Below are 16,486 nucleotides of genomic sequence, written 5' to 3' on the forward strand. Positions count from 1 at the left end.
GGACTTACGGGGTTCCGGGTCCGCCGGGCTCCCCGGCGAAGTGGCACGCGACGGGGTGCCCGGTGCCGCGGTCGGTCAGCGCCGGCTCCTCGGTGGCGCAGATGTCCCGCGCCTTCCAGCAGCGGGTGCGGAACCGGCAGCCGCTGGGCGGGTCGAGGGGGCTGGGCACGTCGCCGGTCAGCACCGTGCGGCGCCGGCGGCGTTCCTTCACGGGGTCGGCCAGCGGCGCGGCCGACAGCAGCGCCTGGGTGTACGGGTGGGAGGGCCGTTCGTACACGTCGTCGCGGCTGCCGGTCTCCACGACCTTCCCCAGGTACATGACGGCGACCCGGTCGGAGATGTGCCGGACGACCGACAGGTCGTGCGCGATGAACACGTAGGCGACGCCCAGCCGGTCCTGGATGTCCTCCAGCAGGTTGACCACGCCGGCCTGGACCGACACGTCCAGCGCGGACACCGGCTCGTCGAGGACCAGCAGCCGGGGCTGGAGGGCCAGCGCGCGGGCGATGCCGACGCGCTGCCGCTGCCCGCCGGAGAACTCGTGCGGGTAGCGGTTGCCGTGCTCGGGGCTGAGCCCCACGAGTTCCAGCAGTTCGGCCACCCGCGCCTTGCCGCCGTCGCGCCAGCGCCCGGCCACCTTCAGTGGCTCGGCGACGATGTCGTTCACCGGCAGCCGCGGGTTGAGCGAGGCGTAGGGGTCCTGGAAGACCATGCCCGCGCTGCGCTGCACCTGCCGCAGGCGCGCCCCGGTGAGGCCGGTGATCTCCTGGCCCTCGAAGGTCACCGAGCCGGAGGTGGGCCGGATGAGCTGGAGCACGGCCCGCCCGGTGGTGGACTTGCCGCAGCCCGACTCGCCGACCACGCCGAGCGTCTCGCCCCGGCCGACGGCGAACGAGACGCCGCTGACGGCCTGGACCTGCCCGGTGACGCGGCGGACGAGACCGCCGCCGCGCACGGGGAAGTTGACCACGAGGTCGGTGACCCGCAGCAGTTCGGCGTCGCCGGCCGGCTCCTTGGCGAGCTGCGGTGTCGCGGTCATCGCTCCTCCTTGAAGAACGCGGTGGCGTCGGCCGCCTCGGCCAGTTGGTCGCTGTGGTGGCAGGCGGCGAGATGACGACCGCCGGCATCCGCGAGCGGCGGCTCGGTCTCCCGGCAGACATCGGTGGCCAGCGGGCAGCGCGGGGAGAACGGGCAGCCGGGCGGCAGGCTGATCAGGGACGGCGGGCTGCCGGTGATGGGCCGCAGCCGGACGTCCCGTTCGCCGTCGAGCGAGGGGATGGAGCCCAGCAGCCCGGCGGTGTAGGGCATGCGCGGCTCGTAGAAGACGTCGTCGGTGTCGCCGATCTCGACCGGCTTGCCCGCGTACATCACCAGCGTGCGGTGGGCCATGCCGGCGATCACCCCGAGGTCGTGGGTGATCAGCAGGATCGCGGCGTCCACCGCGTCCTTGACCTCCAGCAGCTTCTCCAGGATCTGCGCCTGGACGGTGACGTCGAGGGCGGTGGTGGGCTCGTCGGCGATGATGACGTCGGGGTCGTTGATGATGGCCATGGCGATCATCACGCGCTGCCGCATCCCCCCGGAGAACTCGTGCGGGTAGGCGCCCAGCCGCCGGCCGGCCTGCGGGATGCCGACCAGCTCCAGCATCTCCCGGGCCCGGCCCAGCGCCTGTTTGCGCGGCACGAGATGGTGGGCGAGAACGGCCTCGGCGAGCTGGTCGCCGATGGTGCGGACCGGGTTGAGCGAGGTCATCGGGTCCTGGAAGATCATCGCGATCTTCCGGCCGCGCAGGCCGCGTTGCTCCTTGGGCCGCATGGTCAGCAGGTCCTGGCCGCGGTAGCGGATGCTGCCGCGCACGCGGGCGCTGCCGGGCAGCAGGCCCATCACCGCCATCGAGGAGACGGACTTGCCGGACCCCGACTCGCCGACGATGCCCAGCACTTCGCGGGCGTGCAGCTCGTAGTCGACGCCGCGGACGGCGCGGACGACGCCGTCGTCGGTGGGGAACTCGACGGTCAGGTTCTCGACGGCGAGGATCACCTCGTCGCCGGGCGGCCGGGAGTCGGCCAGGGTCCGGGCGGTGTGGACCTCTTCGGCCGCCTCGGTCACGGCGGCGGTGCCGGGGCCGGCCGGGGCGGGCACGTCTGGGGTGGCAGGAGTCAGGGACATTCAGTCACGCACCCGGGTCTGTCGGGGGTCGAAGGCGTCACGCAGGCCGTCGCCGATGAAGTTGACCGACAGCGCGATGGCGACGATGAACAGGCCCGGCCAGTAGAAGAGCCAGGGCCGGACGGACAGCGCCGACCGGTAGTCGGTGATCAGCCGGCCGAGCGAGGTGTCCGGCGGCTGCACGCCGAGCCCGACGAAGGACAGTGCGGACTCGGTGAGCACGGCGCTGGCGATGGCGAGCGTCGCGGCGACGATGATGATGCCCATCGTGTTGGGCAGGATGTGCTTGAAGATGATGCGGCCGGCCGGGGTGCCGACCGAGCGGGCCGCCTCCACGAACTCCTTCTCGCGCAGCGAGAGCACCTGGCCGCGCACCAGCCGCGCGATCTGGGTCCACAGGACCAGCCCGAGGAAGACCGCGAAGAGCACGATGCCCTTGTCGGCGACGATGACGCCGATGAGCCCGGCGATCAGCAGCGTGGGGATGGCGATCACCACGTCGGTGAGCCGCATCAGCACCGCCTCGGTCCAGCCGCGGAAGTAGCCGGCCGTCGCGCCGATCACGGTGCCGACGAGCGTGGCGACCAGGCCGACGATGACGGCGATCACCAGCGAGACCTGGGTGCCGCGCATGGTCAGGGCGAAGTAGTCGCGGCCCACGTTGTCCTGGCCGAAGGGGTGTTCGCCCAGGTGCATCCCGCCGCCGCCCAGGAAGCCGGGCAGCACGGAGAGGGTCGGGTCGCCGCCGCCGGTGACCGAGCCGGTGGCGGTGGGCTCCTTGTCCCACCAGCCGGGGATCGGGCCGGCGCCGATGGAGGTGACGGCCAGCCCCACCACCAGGAGGAACAGCACCATCCCGGCCAGGGCGCCGCGGTGCCGCAGGAAGCGGCGGCGGATGAGCTGGCCCTGGGAGCGGGCGACGATCGTCATGCCCTGCGCGGCCGACTGCGTCGGGTCCCTGAGAACCGTGTTGGTCATGGCCTTTTCGCTCCTTTACGACAGCCGGATGCGGGGGTCGACGAAGGCGTAGGCGATGTCCGCGATCATGTTGAAGACCACGACCGCGCCGCCCGCCACGATGAAGAAGGCCATGATCGGCATCGGGTCGCCCTGGGCGATGCCGGTGAACAGCAAGTGCCCCATGGCCGACCAGCCGAAGACCTCCTCGGTCACCACGGCGCCGCTGAGGATGGCGCCGATGTCGTAGGCGACCAGCGTGGTGATGGGGATGAGGCCGTTGCGCAGGACGTGCCGGGTGATCACCGCGCGCTCGCTCAGGCCCTTGGCCCGCGCGGTGCGCACGTAGTCCTGGTTCATCACCTCCAGCATGCTGGCGCGGGTGTAGCGGGTGTAGGTGGCGAGGGACAGCAGCACCAGCGCGAGCGTGGGCAGCGCGAGATGGCCGAACGAGTCCAGGCCGCTCTCCCAGAACGTGCCCTCGTAGTTGGGGGTTTCTGCGCCGACGGTGGAGATGGGCCGGCCGCCGACCGACTCGCTGTAGTTGTCGAAGTTCCACAGCATCCGGTCGGTGAAGATGACCGCGCCGGTGAACAGGCCGGTGAGCACCGTGGCCGGGATGGCGGAACGGCGGTGCAGCGCGCCGCCGAGGAGCCAGCCCACGGCCGCGCAGATCGCGACGGTCAGCACGGCGAGGCCGCCGATGGTGATCAGCGTCGGGTCGTCCAGCACCGGGTCCAGGGCGAACGAGGCGACCACGCCGAGAGCGGCGGCCAACAACGCGGCCTGGAGCGGGCGTTGCCACTCCAGCCCGCTGACCAGCGTGGTGAAGCCGATCGCGCCGCCGGCCGCGGAGAGGGCGATCACGCCGGGGCCGAGCCCGGGTTCGGCGAACCACTCGGTGGCGGAGAGCACCGCGAGCAGCACGGCCATGCCGGCGGTGGTGGCGGCGAACACCGACAGCCGGGCGCGGCGGTCCCCTACCACCAGGGAGCCGCAGCCCAGGCCGGTGATCAGCGCGATGCCGCCGATGAAGAGGGGGGAGATCTCCGGGTCGGCGAGCCAGTCGTTGAAGTCCAGCGCGAGGAACTGCTTGAGCAGCGTGCCGACCCAGAAGACCGGCAGGGAGAAGCAGACGAACGCGACGAAGGTGACGGTCTGGTCGAGAGCGGTGTACTGCCGCAGCGCCGAGATCACACCGATGGTGATGCCGACGACGATGGCGATGGCCGTGGCGCCGGTGACCAGTTGCAGGGTGGCGGTGAACGCGCCCTCCAGCATGGCGTTGACATCCTGGCCCTGGCGGTTGACGCCGAGGTCACCGGTGACGGCGTCGCCCAGCCAGCGGAGGTAGCGGACGAGGACGGGGTCGTCCAGGTGCATGCGTTCGCGGATCTCCGCGATCGCCGCCTCCCGGGCGTTGTCGGGCAACTGCCTGGCCTCGGCCAGCGGGTCCCTGACATTCACCGCCAGGAAGAAGATCACCACCGTGGCGGCGAGGAAGACCCAGACCGAGACGAAGAGCCGCCGCAGGATGAAGACGAGCATGGCGCGTACTCCTGGGGGATGGGGGACGGGGGCGCGGGACCGCTGGGGACGGTCGGCGGAGAGGGGACCCAAGCGGCCAGCGGGGCCGGGGGAGTTGCGGTCCCCCGGCCCTGCCTGGCGTTACTCGTCGGACGCCACGACGGCGTCAGCCGGTCAGACCCTGCTCCACTCGTAGGCGTTCCACGCGATGCCGTTCTGCGACGGGTTGGGAACGACGTTCTCCACGCCGGGGCTCCAGGCGGTGATGCCCGGGTGCTGGTAGAGCGGGATCGTCACCATGTCCTCCCACAGCAGCGCCTCGATCTCGGCGGTGATCCGCTCGGCCTCGGCCAGGTCGGAGGTCTGGAGCACCTGGTCGAGCAGCTCGTCGAGTTCGGGGTTGGAGTAGCAGCCGTTGTTGTTGCCCTTGCCGTCCGGGGTGCACTCGGTGACGGAGCGGAAGGTGGAGTTCCAGCCGGACCGGTCGGGGGAGCCGGACCACGCGAACATGGCCACGTCCCAGCGGTTCTCCGGCAGCCGGCTGTCGAAGAAGTCCAGCTCGGCGGTGAACTCGATGTTGAAGCCGGCCTCGTTGCACGCCTCGGTGATCAGCGTGCCGGCGTCGTTGCGGCGCTGGTTGTCGAGCGTGGCCAGGCGCACCGTCGTGCCGACGGCGTCCTCCTCCTCCAGGATCTGCCGGGCGCGCTCGATGTCCTGGGTGCCGAACTCCTCGATGGACGCGGCCGACGCCTCGACGGCCTGCTCGTAACCGGGGTCCCAGGGCGCCACGTTGCGGACGTCCTTCACCTGGGCGTCGGGGACGACCGGGCGGATCAGGTTCTCCACGAGGGTCTCGCGCGGCACGCACAGCGCGAACGCCTGGCGCAGCGGGAGCGAGTCGGCGAACGGGCCGTCGTTGAAGTTGAAGTCCAGGTGCTCGTAGGTGTATTCCTCGGCGACCTGGGACTCGATGTCGGAGGCGGAGGTGATCTGCTCGGCCAGGTCCACGGTGGGCTGGGGCTCGATGATGTCCACCTCGCGGTTCTGGAGCGCCGCGACCTGCTCCTCCTCCGCGATCATGCGGATGACGATCTCCTCGGCGGCCGGCGGGTCGCCCCAGTAGTTCTCGTTGTACGTGAGGGTGACCGACTGCTCCGGCTGGAAGTCGGTGATGATGTACGGGCCCGAGGACGGGATGAGCGCCGGGTCGGGCAGGCCGCCCGCCATCGTCCAGCCCTCGTTGTAGAACGTGGCGGCTTCCTGGAGCGGCGCGGGGTCGTCGCCCTGGAGCGCCGTGAGGAACTCCTCGCTGGTCAGGCCGCCCTGCTCGGCGACGACGTGGGCGGGCAGCATGGTCTGGTTGCCGTGGTTGGGACCGTTGTAGATCCAGTCCGCGAACGGGGTGTCGTAGACCAGCGCGAACGACTTGTCGCCCGGCGCGCACTCCGGCTTGGCGGTGTCCTCCACGCCGTCGGTGCCCACCGCGGAGAACAGGCCGTCGAAGGCGCCGCTCTGCGCGGTCCACCACAGCATGATGTCGTCGCAGTCGATGGACTCGCCGTCGGACCAGACCGCTTCCTCGTTGATCGTGTACTCCACGGTCAGCGGGTCGTCCGCGGTCTTCTCGTAGGTGCCGAAGGTCGTGTCCTCCACCAACTGGCCGTCCTCGTTGCCGAAGTGCCAAAAGCCGGAGAGCACCCACTCGGTGACCTGGCCGTTGGCGACGGTGTTGGCCGACGCGGTGGTGTTGTTGTAGGCCTGGAACGGCTGGGCCATGGCGTAGGTGATGGTGCCGCTGGGGCCGCCGCCGCCCTCGTCGTTGGACTCGCCTTCGTCGTCGTCGCTGCCGCACGCCGAGAGGACGAGGACGCCTCCGAGCGTGGCCGCGACGAGCCTCGACATTCTGCCGAATCGCCTCATCTATCGGGCCTTCCGCGATGTTGTGGCTTCGGGTGTGAAGTTCCCGAGAGCTTCCTCACAGCGGGAGGCGGTAACAAGTGCACCGGAGTGGTCGTTGTGCAGCCGAGATGTGAAGAACGCCGCGCCGTGACCGGCATTCCGTCGCATTTGCCCACCAACCGGGCCTATTCGCCGGGGTCTTCGCGCGTCGACCGGGCATAAATGTTCGGATTGCGGGCGGGCGATTGATGAACACCTGACCCACCCTGTCCCCGACGGGATGGAAAGCTGCCGAAGTTGGGTAAAAACCCTGTGGCGGCGGCGTGTTACGTGATTCGGTGGTCCCGTTGTCTCCGGAGGGTCGGGCGCACCACCCTCAACTGCGTGCATGCGGGAGCCGACCCATGCTCACGACGATCCACACCCCCTTCACCGACACCCGAGCGGGCGACCTGGCCTGGGCCCTGGGCCGGGAGCCACTGCCGTCCCTCGCCACCCTCGTTCTCGAACTGGCGGGAGCCCAGGTGCAGTTGCGGGTGCTCGGCGCGTCCCACCAGGTACTGCTCGACTGCAACGAGGGCACCTGCTCCGAGACCGTCGCCTGCATGCCCGGGAGCACCACCCCGCTGCCGCTCGGCGTGTCCAGGCGCCTGGGCAACTTCGAGTACGAGTTCGCCGCCCGGGTGGAGACGCTCAGCGCGGGCTCGTTCGCGGGCCGCGCCCAGGAGTTGCTGGCCCTGGTCGCCGAGCACCCGCACGGGCTCGCGGGCCTCTTCCCCGGTGATCCCAACGCGTTCACCGCGCTTCTCGCCCAGCGCCGGGGCGGCCAGGTGCACTGGCGCACCTGGCACGCGTATCCGCAGGAGCGGCGCCTGGTGGCCACCCGCACCCGCGTGGGCGGCGCCACCGACTCCGCCAAGTCCACTCCTGTGGGTGACAGGTCGAACCCGAAGTGTGACGTAACGTTCGGTTCATGATCGACACGCCCGAAGCCGAGCGCCCGACTGTCGAGCGTTCTCCGGTCGCCGTGCTGCCGGTATCGGCCGGGGTCGGGCGCTCACTTGTCCTCGCCGCCGTCTTCGTCTGCGCCGCCTGCGGCCTCGTCTACGAGCTCGAACTCATCGCGCTCGCCGACTACCTGGTGGGCGACACCGTCACGCACACGTCCATCGTGCTGTCGCTGATGGTCTTCGCGATGGGGCTCGGATCCCTGGGCGCCAAGCGCCTGCGGGTGCGCCCCTCGGTCAACTTCGGGCTGATCGAGGCGCTGCTCGCGCTGGTCGGCGGCTGCTCGGCGACCACTCTCTATGTGTGCTTCCTGTGGTTCGGCGAGGCGAGACCGATGCTCATCGCCTTCTCCCTGGCCATCGGCGTGCTGATCGGCGCCGAGATGCCCCTGCTGATGACGCTGATCCAGCGCATCCGGGAGCAGGACGCGGGGCGCGCGGTGGCCGACCTGTCCGCCGCCGACTACGTCGGCGCGCTGCTCGGCGGGCTCGCGTTCCCCTTTCTCCTGCTGCCGCTGCTCGGCCAGCTCAACGCGGCGCTGTGCACCGGCGTGGTCAACGCGCTGGCCGGCGCCATGGTGGTGCTGTGGCTCTTCCGCGGCGACCTCACCCGGCGCGGCCGGCGCCGGCTCTTCCTGCTCAACGTCGGTGTGGTGGCGGTGCTGCTGGGGTGTGCCGCCGCCGTGGGGCCGCTGGAGCGCGCGGCGGCCGAGCGGATCAGCCGGGACCCGCCGGTCACCACGCCGGAGACCCCGCACGACCGGGCCACCGCCCGGGTGGTGCTTTTGCCGTGACCGGTGCCTTATGCGCCATCCAGTGGGTAGGCTCCGCGCCATGGAGCACGAGGTCTTCCTGCCCTATCCCGCCGAGATGGTGCGGAGCGCGTTCGCCGAGCCCGGGCGGACGGTCCGCTGTGTGCCGGGGCTCCACCTCGACCCGGAGGCGGATCCGGCGGCGCCGGCCGGGCGGCTGCGGGTGCGCATCGGCTCCTCCTCCATCACCTACCGCGGCACGCTGACCTGGACCTGGTCCGAGGACGGCGGCCGGCTCACCGTCGAGGGCCGGGCCACCGAGGCGCGGGGCGCCGGCTCCGCCACCGTGACGCTCACCGTGATGCCGCGCCCGGTGCCGGACGGCACCGGCACCACGCTCCGCTTCCACGGCACGGTCGAGTCCACGGGCCGCCTCGGCGAGTTCACCACCGGGCAGCGGCAGGCGGCGGCCCGCCGCCTGCTGGATCGTTTCGCCGAGTCGCTGGCCGAGGAGCTGGCGCTGGCCGAGGAGCCCACGCCGACGGCCGGCGGCATCGGCGAGCCCGACGACAACGAGCGCGCCATCCCCGGGATTCCCGCCGCCCCCGAGCCCGAGCCGGAGCCGGGCTTCCTCGGCGGCGTGCCGGAGCGGGACCTTCCGCCGCCCTCACTGGACCCGGAGCTGGACGCGGATATCGACGCGGACCTCGACGACGAGGACGACGACGTGCTGGCCGCGGCCGGGCGTTCGCCGCTGCGGGGCCCGGCCGAGGACGAGGACGGCATCGCGCTGCCGGAGCCGGAGGCGGACTTCGCCCGGCGCACGATGATCGGGCGCAGCGCGGAAGAAGTGGACCACGCGCCGCCGCGCGGCCGGTACGCCCCCGAGCCCGCGCCGGGGTCGGCGCCGGGTGCCGCGGCGGCGCTGCGCTGGGCCGCTCCGGCCGCCGCGGTGGCGCTGGCCACGGTGATCGTGGTCACACGGATCCTGCGCCGGAGGCGCTGACGGCCCTGGTCGAGTGGTCTCCGGGACTCCCGGTGTCCAGGATGAGGGCGCCGCTATGATTTACCTACATCAGATCGTTATCGTCGTGGGGTGACCACCCACGACACCGATCGCGGAGTACGACTCCGCGCCGCCGACGCCGAGTTGACCCTCCGCCCCGATCAGGGCGGCCGGATTTCCTCGCTGGTGATCGACGGCATCGAGCTGCTGCGCCAAGGCGAGCGGTTCGGCTCCTTCGTCATGGCCCCCTGGTGCGGACGCACCCGGGCCGGGCAGTTCCGCAACGGCGGCATCGTCCACCAGATGCCGCTGGACGCGGGGCCGCACGCCATCCACGGCACGGTCCGGCACCGGCCGTGGCGGACCGCGCGGGCCGACGTCACCTCCGCCGCCCTCATCTGCGAGCTCACCGACCCCTGGCCGTACGCGGGCCGCGTCAGCCAGGAGGTGGCGCTCGCGGAGGACGGTGGCGGGGTGACGCTGACCCTGGGCGTGGAGACGCTGGGCGACTCGTTCCCCGCGCAGGCCGGCTGGCACCCGTGGTTCCTGCGGAACCTCACCCCGGGCGGGCCGGACGTCGAGATCGCCTTCACCGCCGACTGGCAGGAGGAACGCGGCGCCGACCACCTGCCGACCGGCCACCGCGTGGACCCCAAGCCGGGCCCCTGGGACGACTGCTTCGGCATGGCGGACGGCGTCGCCGTCACCCTGACCTGGCCCGGCCAGCTCGAACTCACGGTCACCAGCCGCAGCGAGTGGGTGGTCGTCTACGACGAGCTGCCCGAGGCGGTGTGCGTCGAGCCGCAGTCCGGGCCGCCGAACGGGCTCAACACCCATCCGCGCCTGGTCACCGAGCTGGAGCCGCTGGAGATCTCGACGACCTGGACCTGGCGCCGGCTGGCATAGGGTCGGGTGCCATGAGCGTGCGGAACGAGCTGCTGCGGCAGATCAAGGAAAAGGCCGTCGTCCACGGCAAGGTGGTGCTCTCCTCCGGCCGGGAGGCGGACTGGTACGTCGACCTGCGCCGGGTCGCCCTGGACGGACAGGCCGCGCCGCTGGTCGGGCAGGTGATGCTCGACCTGACCGAGGACCTGGAGTACGACGCCGTCGGCGGGCTCACCCTGGGCGCGGACCCGGTGGCCACCGCGATGCTGCACGCAGCGGCGGCCCGGGGGCGCCGCCTGGACGCCTTCGTGGTGCGCAAGGCGGGCAAGGCGCACGGCCTTCAGCGGCGCATCGAGGGGCCCGACGTCCAAGGCCGCCGGGTGCTGGCGGTGGAGGACGCCTCCACGACCGGCGGCTCGGTGCTGACCGCCGTTGAGGCGCTGAACGAGGCCGGCGCCGAGGTGGTCGCGGTCGCCGTCATCGTGGACCGCGGCGCGGCGGCGGCCGTGGAGCAGGCAGGGCTGGTGTATCGCACGGCGTACACCATGGACGATTTGGGTCTTGCGGAGGGCTAAGGCCCGTCTTGGGCACCGGCGGGTGAGGGGTTCCGCCGGTGCCTTTCGCTGTCCGTGGACCCGGCATGGCCAGCGCCGATGACGGAGCGTAGTGGTTTCACGTGAAACTGTCGCGCGCTGTCCCGGCGGGCCCGGTCGTCTGGGAGGATATTCGGGCAGTCGAACGCAACACAGACTCCAAGGAGCGGACAGATGCCCATCGCGACCCCCGAGGTCTACAACGAGATGCTCGACCGGGCGAAGGCCGGCCAGTTCGCCTACCCGGCCATCAACGTCACCTCGACGCAGACCCTGCACGCCGCGCTGCGCGGCTTCGCCGAGGCGGAGAGCGACGGCATCGTCCAGATCTCCACCGGTGGCGCCGAGTTCCTCGGTGGCCAGTACCACAAGGACATGGTCACCGGCGCCACGGCGCTGGCCGAGTTCGCCCACGTGGTCGCCCGGAAGTACCCGGTGAACATCGCCCTGCACACCGACCACTGCCCCAAGGACAAGCTGGACGGCTACGTCCGTCCGCTGCTGGCCGTTTCCGAGGAGCGCGTCGCCCGCGGGGAGGACCCGCTTTTCCAGTCGCACATGTGGGACGGCTCCGCCGAGACCCTCCGGCACAACCTGGAGATCGCCGAGGAGCTGCTGGCCCGCGCCGCCGCCGCCAAGATCGTGCTGGAGGTCGAGATCACCCCGACCGGCGGCGAGGAGGACGGCGTCAGCCACGAGATCAACGACTCCCTCTACACCACGGTCGAGGACGCGCTGCGCACCGCCGAGTCGCTGGGCCTGGGCGAGCGCGGCCGCTACCTGCTGGCCGCCTCCTTCGGCAATGTGCACGGTGTCTACAAGCCGGGCAACGTCGTCCTGCGCCCCGAGCTGCTGAAGGACCTCCAGGAGGGCGTCGGCGCCAAGTACGGCAAGCAGAGCCCGTTCGACTTCGTGTTCCACGGCGGCTCCGGCTCCACTCAGGAGGAGATCGCCACCGCGCTGGACAACGGCGTGGTGAAGATGAACCTGGACACCGACACCCAGTACGCGTTCACCCGGCCCATCGTCGACCACGTCTTCCGCAACTACGACGGCGTGCTCAAGGTGGACGGCGAGGTCGGCAACAAGAAGACCTACGACCCGCGGAGCTGGGGCAAGCTGGCCGAGGGCGGCATGGCCGAGCGCGTCACCAAGGCGTGCGCCGACCTGCGCTCCACCGGCACCCGGCTGAAGTAGGCGCCGGGCCGGGGCCTGTCGGCCCTTCGCCCGGCCAACCGGCAGACTGGACGACATGGCCATTCACGAGAATCTGCTCGGGGGTCCGCCCCCGACCCACCTGCCCGACGACCCGGAGCCCCGCGAACTGCTCGCGGCCGGCACGGCTCCGGCCGAGGTGGCGGCGAAGTACCCGGCCTCCTCCCGGGCCTGGGCGCAGCTCGCCGACGACGCGTTCGCCGAGGGCCGCACCGTCGAGTCGTACGCGTTCGCCCGCACCGGTTACCACCGGGGTCTGGACGCGCTGCGGCGCAACGGCTGGCGCGGCCAGGGCCCGATCCCGTTCGAACACGAGCCGAACCGGGGCTTCCTGCGCGCCCTGCACGCGCTGGCCCGCGCCGCGCAGGCCATCGGCGAGCAGGAGGAGTACGAGCGCTGCACCCAGTTCCTCCGGGACAGCTCGCCGACCGCGGCCGAGACGCTGTCCTGACGCCCCACGCACCGAAGGCGCCCCGTACGACCCGGGGCGCCTTTCGCATGCCCGGACGTACGCTGACGTGCGCAGCGAGCCGTGAGGAGACAACGATGTCGCAACCGGTGACCGACTTCGGCGAGGACGCCACCCCCTACGAGAAATATGTCAGGGCTGATGTGCTCACCCACCTTCAGCACCCGCTCACCGACGACCCCGGCGAGATGGCGTTCCTCGTCACCACGCAGGTCATGGAGCTGTGGTTCACCGTGCTGGTGCACGAGTGGCGTACGGCCGCCGACGCGCTGCGCGGCGACCGGCTCGGTGACGCGCTGGCCGCGCTGGGCCGCTCAGTCGCCGAGACGCGCGCGCTGAACGCCTCCTGGGAGCCGCTGGCCCGGCTCACCCCCCGCGAGTTCAACGCCTACCGCCCGGCGCTGGGCGACGGGTCCGGCTTCCAGTCCGCGATGTACCGCCGCCTGGAGTTCCTGCTGGGCGAGAAGTCCGCGTCGATGCTGGTGCCGCACCGGGGCACGGCGCGCGCGCACGCCGAGCTGTCCAAGGCCCTGGGCGAGCCGAGCCTCTACGACGAGGCGCTGGCCTATCTGCACCGCCATGGCGAGCCCATGCCGCGGGAGGTGCTGGGCCGGGACCCGGCCCAGCGGTACGAGCCGCACCCGGCGGTGGCGGCGGCCTGGCGGCGGATCTACGCGCGGGCGCCGGAGGGCGGCGACCTGCTGCGGCTGGGCGAGGCGCTGACCGAGGTCGCCGAGCTGGTGTGGCGCTGGCGCAACGACCATCTGGCCGCCACCCGGCGGGCCATGGGCGGCAAGACGGGCACCGGCGGCTCGCCCGGCGTGGCCTGGCTGGAGAAGCGGGCCTCGCGCTGGGTGTTCCCCGAGCTGTGGAGCGCTCGTGGCGACGTCTGAGGCGCACCGCGGCTCCGCCGCCGAACAGAACGCCGCCGAACAGAACGCCGCCGAACAGAACGCCGCCGAACGGGACGCCGCCGCGCTCGACGCCGCCGATGAACTGCGCGCGCTGCGCGACCGTTTCGTGCTGGACGACACCGTCTACCTCGACGGGAACTCGCTGGGCGCCCTGCCGCGCGCCGTGCCCGGCCGGCTGGCCGACGTCATCGCGCGCGAGTGGGGCGAGCTGCGCATCCGCTCCTGGACCGAGTCGGGCTGGTGGACCGCGCCGGAACGGGTCGGCGACCTCGTCGCGCCGCTGCTGGGCGCCGCGCCCGGCCAGGTCGTTGTCGGCGACTCCACCAGCGTCAACCTCTTCAAGGCGCTGGTCGGGGCGGTCCGGCTGGCCGGCGACGACCGGGACGAGATCGTCGTGGACGCGGCGTCGTTCCCCACCGACGGCTATATCGCCGGCTCCGCCGCCCGGCTCACCGGCCGTGCGCTGCGCGCCGTCCCGGCCGCCGCGATCCCGGCGACGGTCGGCCCCCGCACCGCCGCCGTGCTGGTCAACCACGTGGACTACCGCACCGGCGAACTGCTCGACCTGCCCGGCCTGACCGCCGCCGCCCACGCGGCCGGGGCGCTCGCCGTCTGGGACCTGTGCCACAGCGCGGGCGCGCTGCCGGTGGACCTGGACCGGCACGGGGTCGACCTGGCGGTGGGCTGCACCTACAAGTACCTCAACGGCGGCCCGGGCGCGCCCGCGTTCCTCTATGTGCGGGCGGCGCACCAGGAGCGTTTCGACTCCCCGCTGCCCGGCTGGAACGCGCACGCGGAACCGTTCGCGATGGCCCCGGCGTTCACCCCGGCCGACGGCGTGACCCGCGGCCGGGTCGGCACCCCGGACATCCTGTCGCTGCTCGCGCTGGAGGCCGCCCTCGGCGTCTGGGACGGGGTGGACCTCGCCGCGGTGCGGGCGAAGAGCCTGGCGCTGACCGACTTCTTCCTGGACCGGGTCGCCGTCCATGTGCGGCCGGGCGCGGCCGAGTTGGTCACGCCCGTCGAGCACCGGCGGCGCGGCGGCCAGATCGCCCTGCGCTGCGCGGACGCCGCCGCGGTGATGGACCGGCTGATCGCGCGCGGGGTGGTCGGCGACTTCCGCCCGCCGGACCTGCTGCGCTTCGGCTTTGCCCCGCTCTACACCTCCTTCGCCGACGCCGAGCGCGCGGCGCGCGAGCTGGGCCGGGCGCTGTCGGAAGCGGCGGCGCACCCGTGAGCGCGGGGGAGCCGGAGACCGGGCAGGACGCCGTGGAGCTGGCCGAACTCGCCGGGGCGCTCGCGGCGCGTCCGGCGCCCCGGCCGCACCGGACGGTGCGGTACGGCCCGGGTCCGGCGCAGGTGATCGACGTGTACGGGGCGGGCGCGCCCCGGGTGGCCCTGCTGCACGGCGGGTTCTGGCGGGAGGCCCACGACCGCGCGTACCTGGTGCCGTTCGCGGTGGCGCTGGCCGGGCTCGGCGTGCCGGTGGCGCTGCTGGAGTACCGCCGGGCGGGCGGGGGCGGCGGCTGGCCGGCGACCTTTGACGATGTCGCGGCGGGGCTCGCCGCGCTGCCCGGCACGGGGCCGGTGGTGCTGGCCGGGCACTCGGCCGGCGGGCAGCTCGCGCTGTGGGCGGCCGTTTCCGCGCCCGCCCGGATCGCGCGAACGGTGGGGGTGGCCGCGGTCGGCGGGCTGGGCCGCGCGGCCGAACTCGGGCTCGGCCGGGGCGCGGTGGGGGACTTCCTCGGCGACCGGCTGGGCGAGCTGCTGCCGGTCACCGACCCGCTGCTGCTGCCCCGGCCGGCGGCGCCCGTGCTGCTGGTGCACGGCGCCGCCGACCGGCAGGTGCCGCCCGAGCTGTCCGACGCCTATGCCGCGCGGCACGGCGCGCGGCTGGAGCGGCTGCCCGGGGTGGGCCACTACGGCATGTTCGTGCCCGGGACCGGCGCCGCCGGCTGGCTGCTCGCCGAGCTGAAGCTCGCGGTGAGCCGGGCGTAGGCCACGATGTTGGAGTCGTAGCCGCCGTCCTGCGTCCACCGGCCGCCGCAGGTGATCAGCCGCAACTGCGGGGTGTCGACCGAACCGTAGACCCGTTGGTCGGGGAAGTCCGACTTCGGGTACTGCTCGACCGAGTCCACCGTGAAGACGGCCGTCTGGCCGTCCGCCCGGTCGATCTCGATGTTCTCGCCCGGGCGGAGCGAGCCGAGGCCGGCGAAGGCCGCCGGGCCGCTGTATGTGTCCAGGTGTCCGACGAGAATGGCGGCGCCGCGTTCGCCCGGGGCGACGCCCCCGGCGTACCAGGCGGCGCGCATCGCGTCCTGTTCCGAGGGGGAGGGCGGGCCGCCGTCCGGGGCGAGGTCGGCACCGAAGACCTCGACGTCCGTGGCCAGTTGGGGGATGCGCACCCGAAGGGGATCGGACCTCGGCAGTGGCGGGGCGACCACGACCGACGGCTGGCCCGATATGGAGGCGTCCAGGTCCGCCGTGGATCCCGCGTCGGGGGCGGCGGCCGGGGCGTCCACCGCGCCGGGGCGGGAGACGCCCTCCGCGATGCTGCTGGAGGCGCGGGCCTCGCGCACTCCGTCGCCGGCGCCGGGCGCGAAGATCCCGGCGAGCAGCCCGGCGGTGACGGCCGCGGCGGCGGCCGTGGCCTCCAGCCGCCGGCTGCGCGTGGACAGCCGCTGCTGCCGGGTCCGGCCGGCGGGCGGCGCGAGGACGGCGGCGTCCGGCACCGCCGCCGTTTCCTCAGCCGCGTCCGTTTCCTCCGCCGTTTCCGGTGCGGCGGCCCCGGCGGCCGGGACCGCCGCACCGGAAGAACGGGCGGAACGGGCCGGACGCGCCGGGCGGGCCGGCAGCCTGATCGGCAGCCGCGTGGGCAGCCGGCCCGCGAGGGCGCCGGCGACCGCTCGCTGGATCCGAACGGCCGGCGCCCGCACGGCCGTCACCGGCGGCACGGCGGCGCGCCGGAGCCCGGCGCCGGCGCGGGTGACCGGGCCGGCCGTCAGGCCCCGCCCGCGCTCCCACAGCCGGCGCGGCGCCGACGCGAGCCGGGTCAGCCGGCGCAGCCGGCCGAGCCCCGGGATGACGGGCACG

16 protein-coding genes are annotated in these 16,486 nt (G+C 72.9%); 10 read left to right on the forward strand and 6 right to left on the reverse strand.

Translation table 11 applies throughout. The features are described 5' to 3' along the window. Window positions 1–4: 4 nt before the first annotated feature. From RM590_RS20650 to RM590_RS20670, 5 genes are all read right to left on the reverse strand, one after another. Complete coding sequence (locus RM590_RS20650; protein WP_311706132.1) at window positions 5–1,039, reverse strand: ABC transporter ATP-binding protein; 1,035 nt, start codon at window positions 1,037–1,039, stop codon at window positions 5–7. Then, window positions 1,036–2,169, reverse strand: a complete 1,134-nt coding sequence (locus RM590_RS20655; protein ID WP_311706133.1) for an ABC transporter ATP-binding protein — start codon at window positions 2,167–2,169, stop codon at window positions 1,036–1,038. Before RM590_RS20655 ends, RM590_RS20650 begins: the two co-directional genes overlap by 4 nt. Continuing rightward, window positions 2,170–3,147, reverse strand: coding sequence for an ABC transporter permease (locus RM590_RS20660; protein ID WP_311706134.1), 978 nt, complete (start codon window positions 3,145–3,147; stop codon window positions 2,170–2,172). It lies immediately after the preceding gene. A gap of 15 nt (window positions 3,148–3,162) precedes the next feature. Then, window positions 3,163–4,674, reverse strand: a complete 1,512-nt coding sequence (locus RM590_RS20665) for an ABC transporter permease (protein ID WP_311706135.1) — start codon at window positions 4,672–4,674, stop codon at window positions 3,163–3,165. A 153-nt stretch (window positions 4,675–4,827) separates the two neighbouring features. Next, on the reverse strand, window positions 4,828–6,555 hold the full coding sequence (locus tag RM590_RS20670; RefSeq protein WP_311706136.1) for an ABC transporter family substrate-binding protein: 1,728 nt from the start codon (window positions 6,553–6,555) through the stop codon (window positions 4,828–4,830). A 401-nt stretch (window positions 6,556–6,956) separates the two neighbouring features. On the opposite strand from RM590_RS20670, the gene RM590_RS20675 reads away from it, so the two are divergent. From RM590_RS20675 to RM590_RS20720, 10 genes are all read left to right on the forward strand, one after another. Beyond that, window positions 6,957–7,529, forward strand: a complete 573-nt coding sequence (locus tag RM590_RS20675) for a DUF2617 family protein (RefSeq protein ID WP_311706137.1) — start codon at window positions 6,957–6,959, stop codon at window positions 7,527–7,529. After that, on the forward strand, window positions 7,526–8,353 hold the full coding sequence (locus tag RM590_RS20680) for a hypothetical protein (protein WP_394813915.1): 828 nt from the start codon (window positions 7,526–7,528) through the stop codon (window positions 8,351–8,353). Before RM590_RS20675 ends, RM590_RS20680 begins: the two co-directional genes overlap by 4 nt. 40 nt (window positions 8,354–8,393) lie before the next feature. Further along, window positions 8,394–9,317: an SRPBCC family protein gene (locus RM590_RS20685; protein WP_311706138.1), complete on the forward strand. Its 924-nt coding sequence runs from the start codon at window positions 8,394–8,396 to the stop codon at window positions 9,315–9,317. A 90-nt stretch (window positions 9,318–9,407) separates the two neighbouring features. Then, the gene (locus RM590_RS20690; RefSeq protein WP_311706139.1) at window positions 9,408–10,223 is read left to right on the forward strand and encodes an aldose epimerase family protein; all 816 of its coding nucleotides are present in this window, start codon (window positions 9,408–9,410) and stop codon (window positions 10,221–10,223) included. A gap of 11 nt (window positions 10,224–10,234) precedes the next feature. Beyond that, entirely contained in the window at window positions 10,235–10,777 is a 543-nt protein-coding gene (gene pyrE, locus RM590_RS20695; protein ID WP_311706140.1) for an orotate phosphoribosyltransferase, read from the forward strand. 192 nt (window positions 10,778–10,969) lie between these two features. Next, on the forward strand, window positions 10,970–11,992 hold the full coding sequence (gene fbaA / locus RM590_RS20700) for a class II fructose-bisphosphate aldolase (RefSeq protein WP_311706141.1): 1,023 nt from the start codon (window positions 10,970–10,972) through the stop codon (window positions 11,990–11,992). Window positions 11,993–12,047: 55 nt separating this feature from the next. Next, window positions 12,048–12,461, forward strand: coding sequence for a DUF3151 domain-containing protein (locus tag RM590_RS20705; protein ID WP_311706142.1), 414 nt, complete (start codon window positions 12,048–12,050; stop codon window positions 12,459–12,461). A 95-nt stretch (window positions 12,462–12,556) separates the two neighbouring features. Beyond that, window positions 12,557–13,372 (forward strand): tryptophan 2,3-dioxygenase, encoded by an 816-nt coding sequence (locus tag RM590_RS20710; protein ID WP_311706143.1) that lies wholly within the window; start codon window positions 12,557–12,559, stop codon window positions 13,370–13,372. Then, complete coding sequence (gene kynU, locus RM590_RS20715; RefSeq protein WP_311706144.1) at window positions 13,359–14,630, forward strand: kynureninase; 1,272 nt, start codon at window positions 13,359–13,361, stop codon at window positions 14,628–14,630. The genes RM590_RS20710 and kynU overlap by 14 nt, the downstream gene beginning before the upstream one ends. Beyond that, window positions 14,627–15,391, forward strand: coding sequence for an alpha/beta fold hydrolase (locus RM590_RS20720; protein WP_311706145.1), 765 nt, complete (start codon window positions 14,627–14,629; stop codon window positions 15,389–15,391). The genes kynU and RM590_RS20720 overlap by 4 nt, the downstream gene beginning before the upstream one ends. Here RM590_RS20720 and RM590_RS20725 read toward each other — a convergent pair. Then, window positions 15,313–16,485 carry a class F sortase gene (locus RM590_RS20725; RefSeq protein ID WP_311706146.1) on the reverse strand — a complete coding sequence of 391 codons (1,173 nt, stop codon included), beginning with the start codon at window positions 16,483–16,485 and terminating at the stop codon, window positions 15,313–15,315. The genes RM590_RS20720 and RM590_RS20725 overlap by 79 nt on opposite strands. Window position 16,486 lies beyond the last annotated feature (1 nt).

Origin of the sequence: Streptomyces litchfieldiae, from assembly GCF_031845365.1 — a bacterium.
Lineage (GTDB): Bacteria > Actinomycetota > Actinomycetes > Streptomycetales > Streptomycetaceae > Streptomyces > Streptomyces litchfieldiae.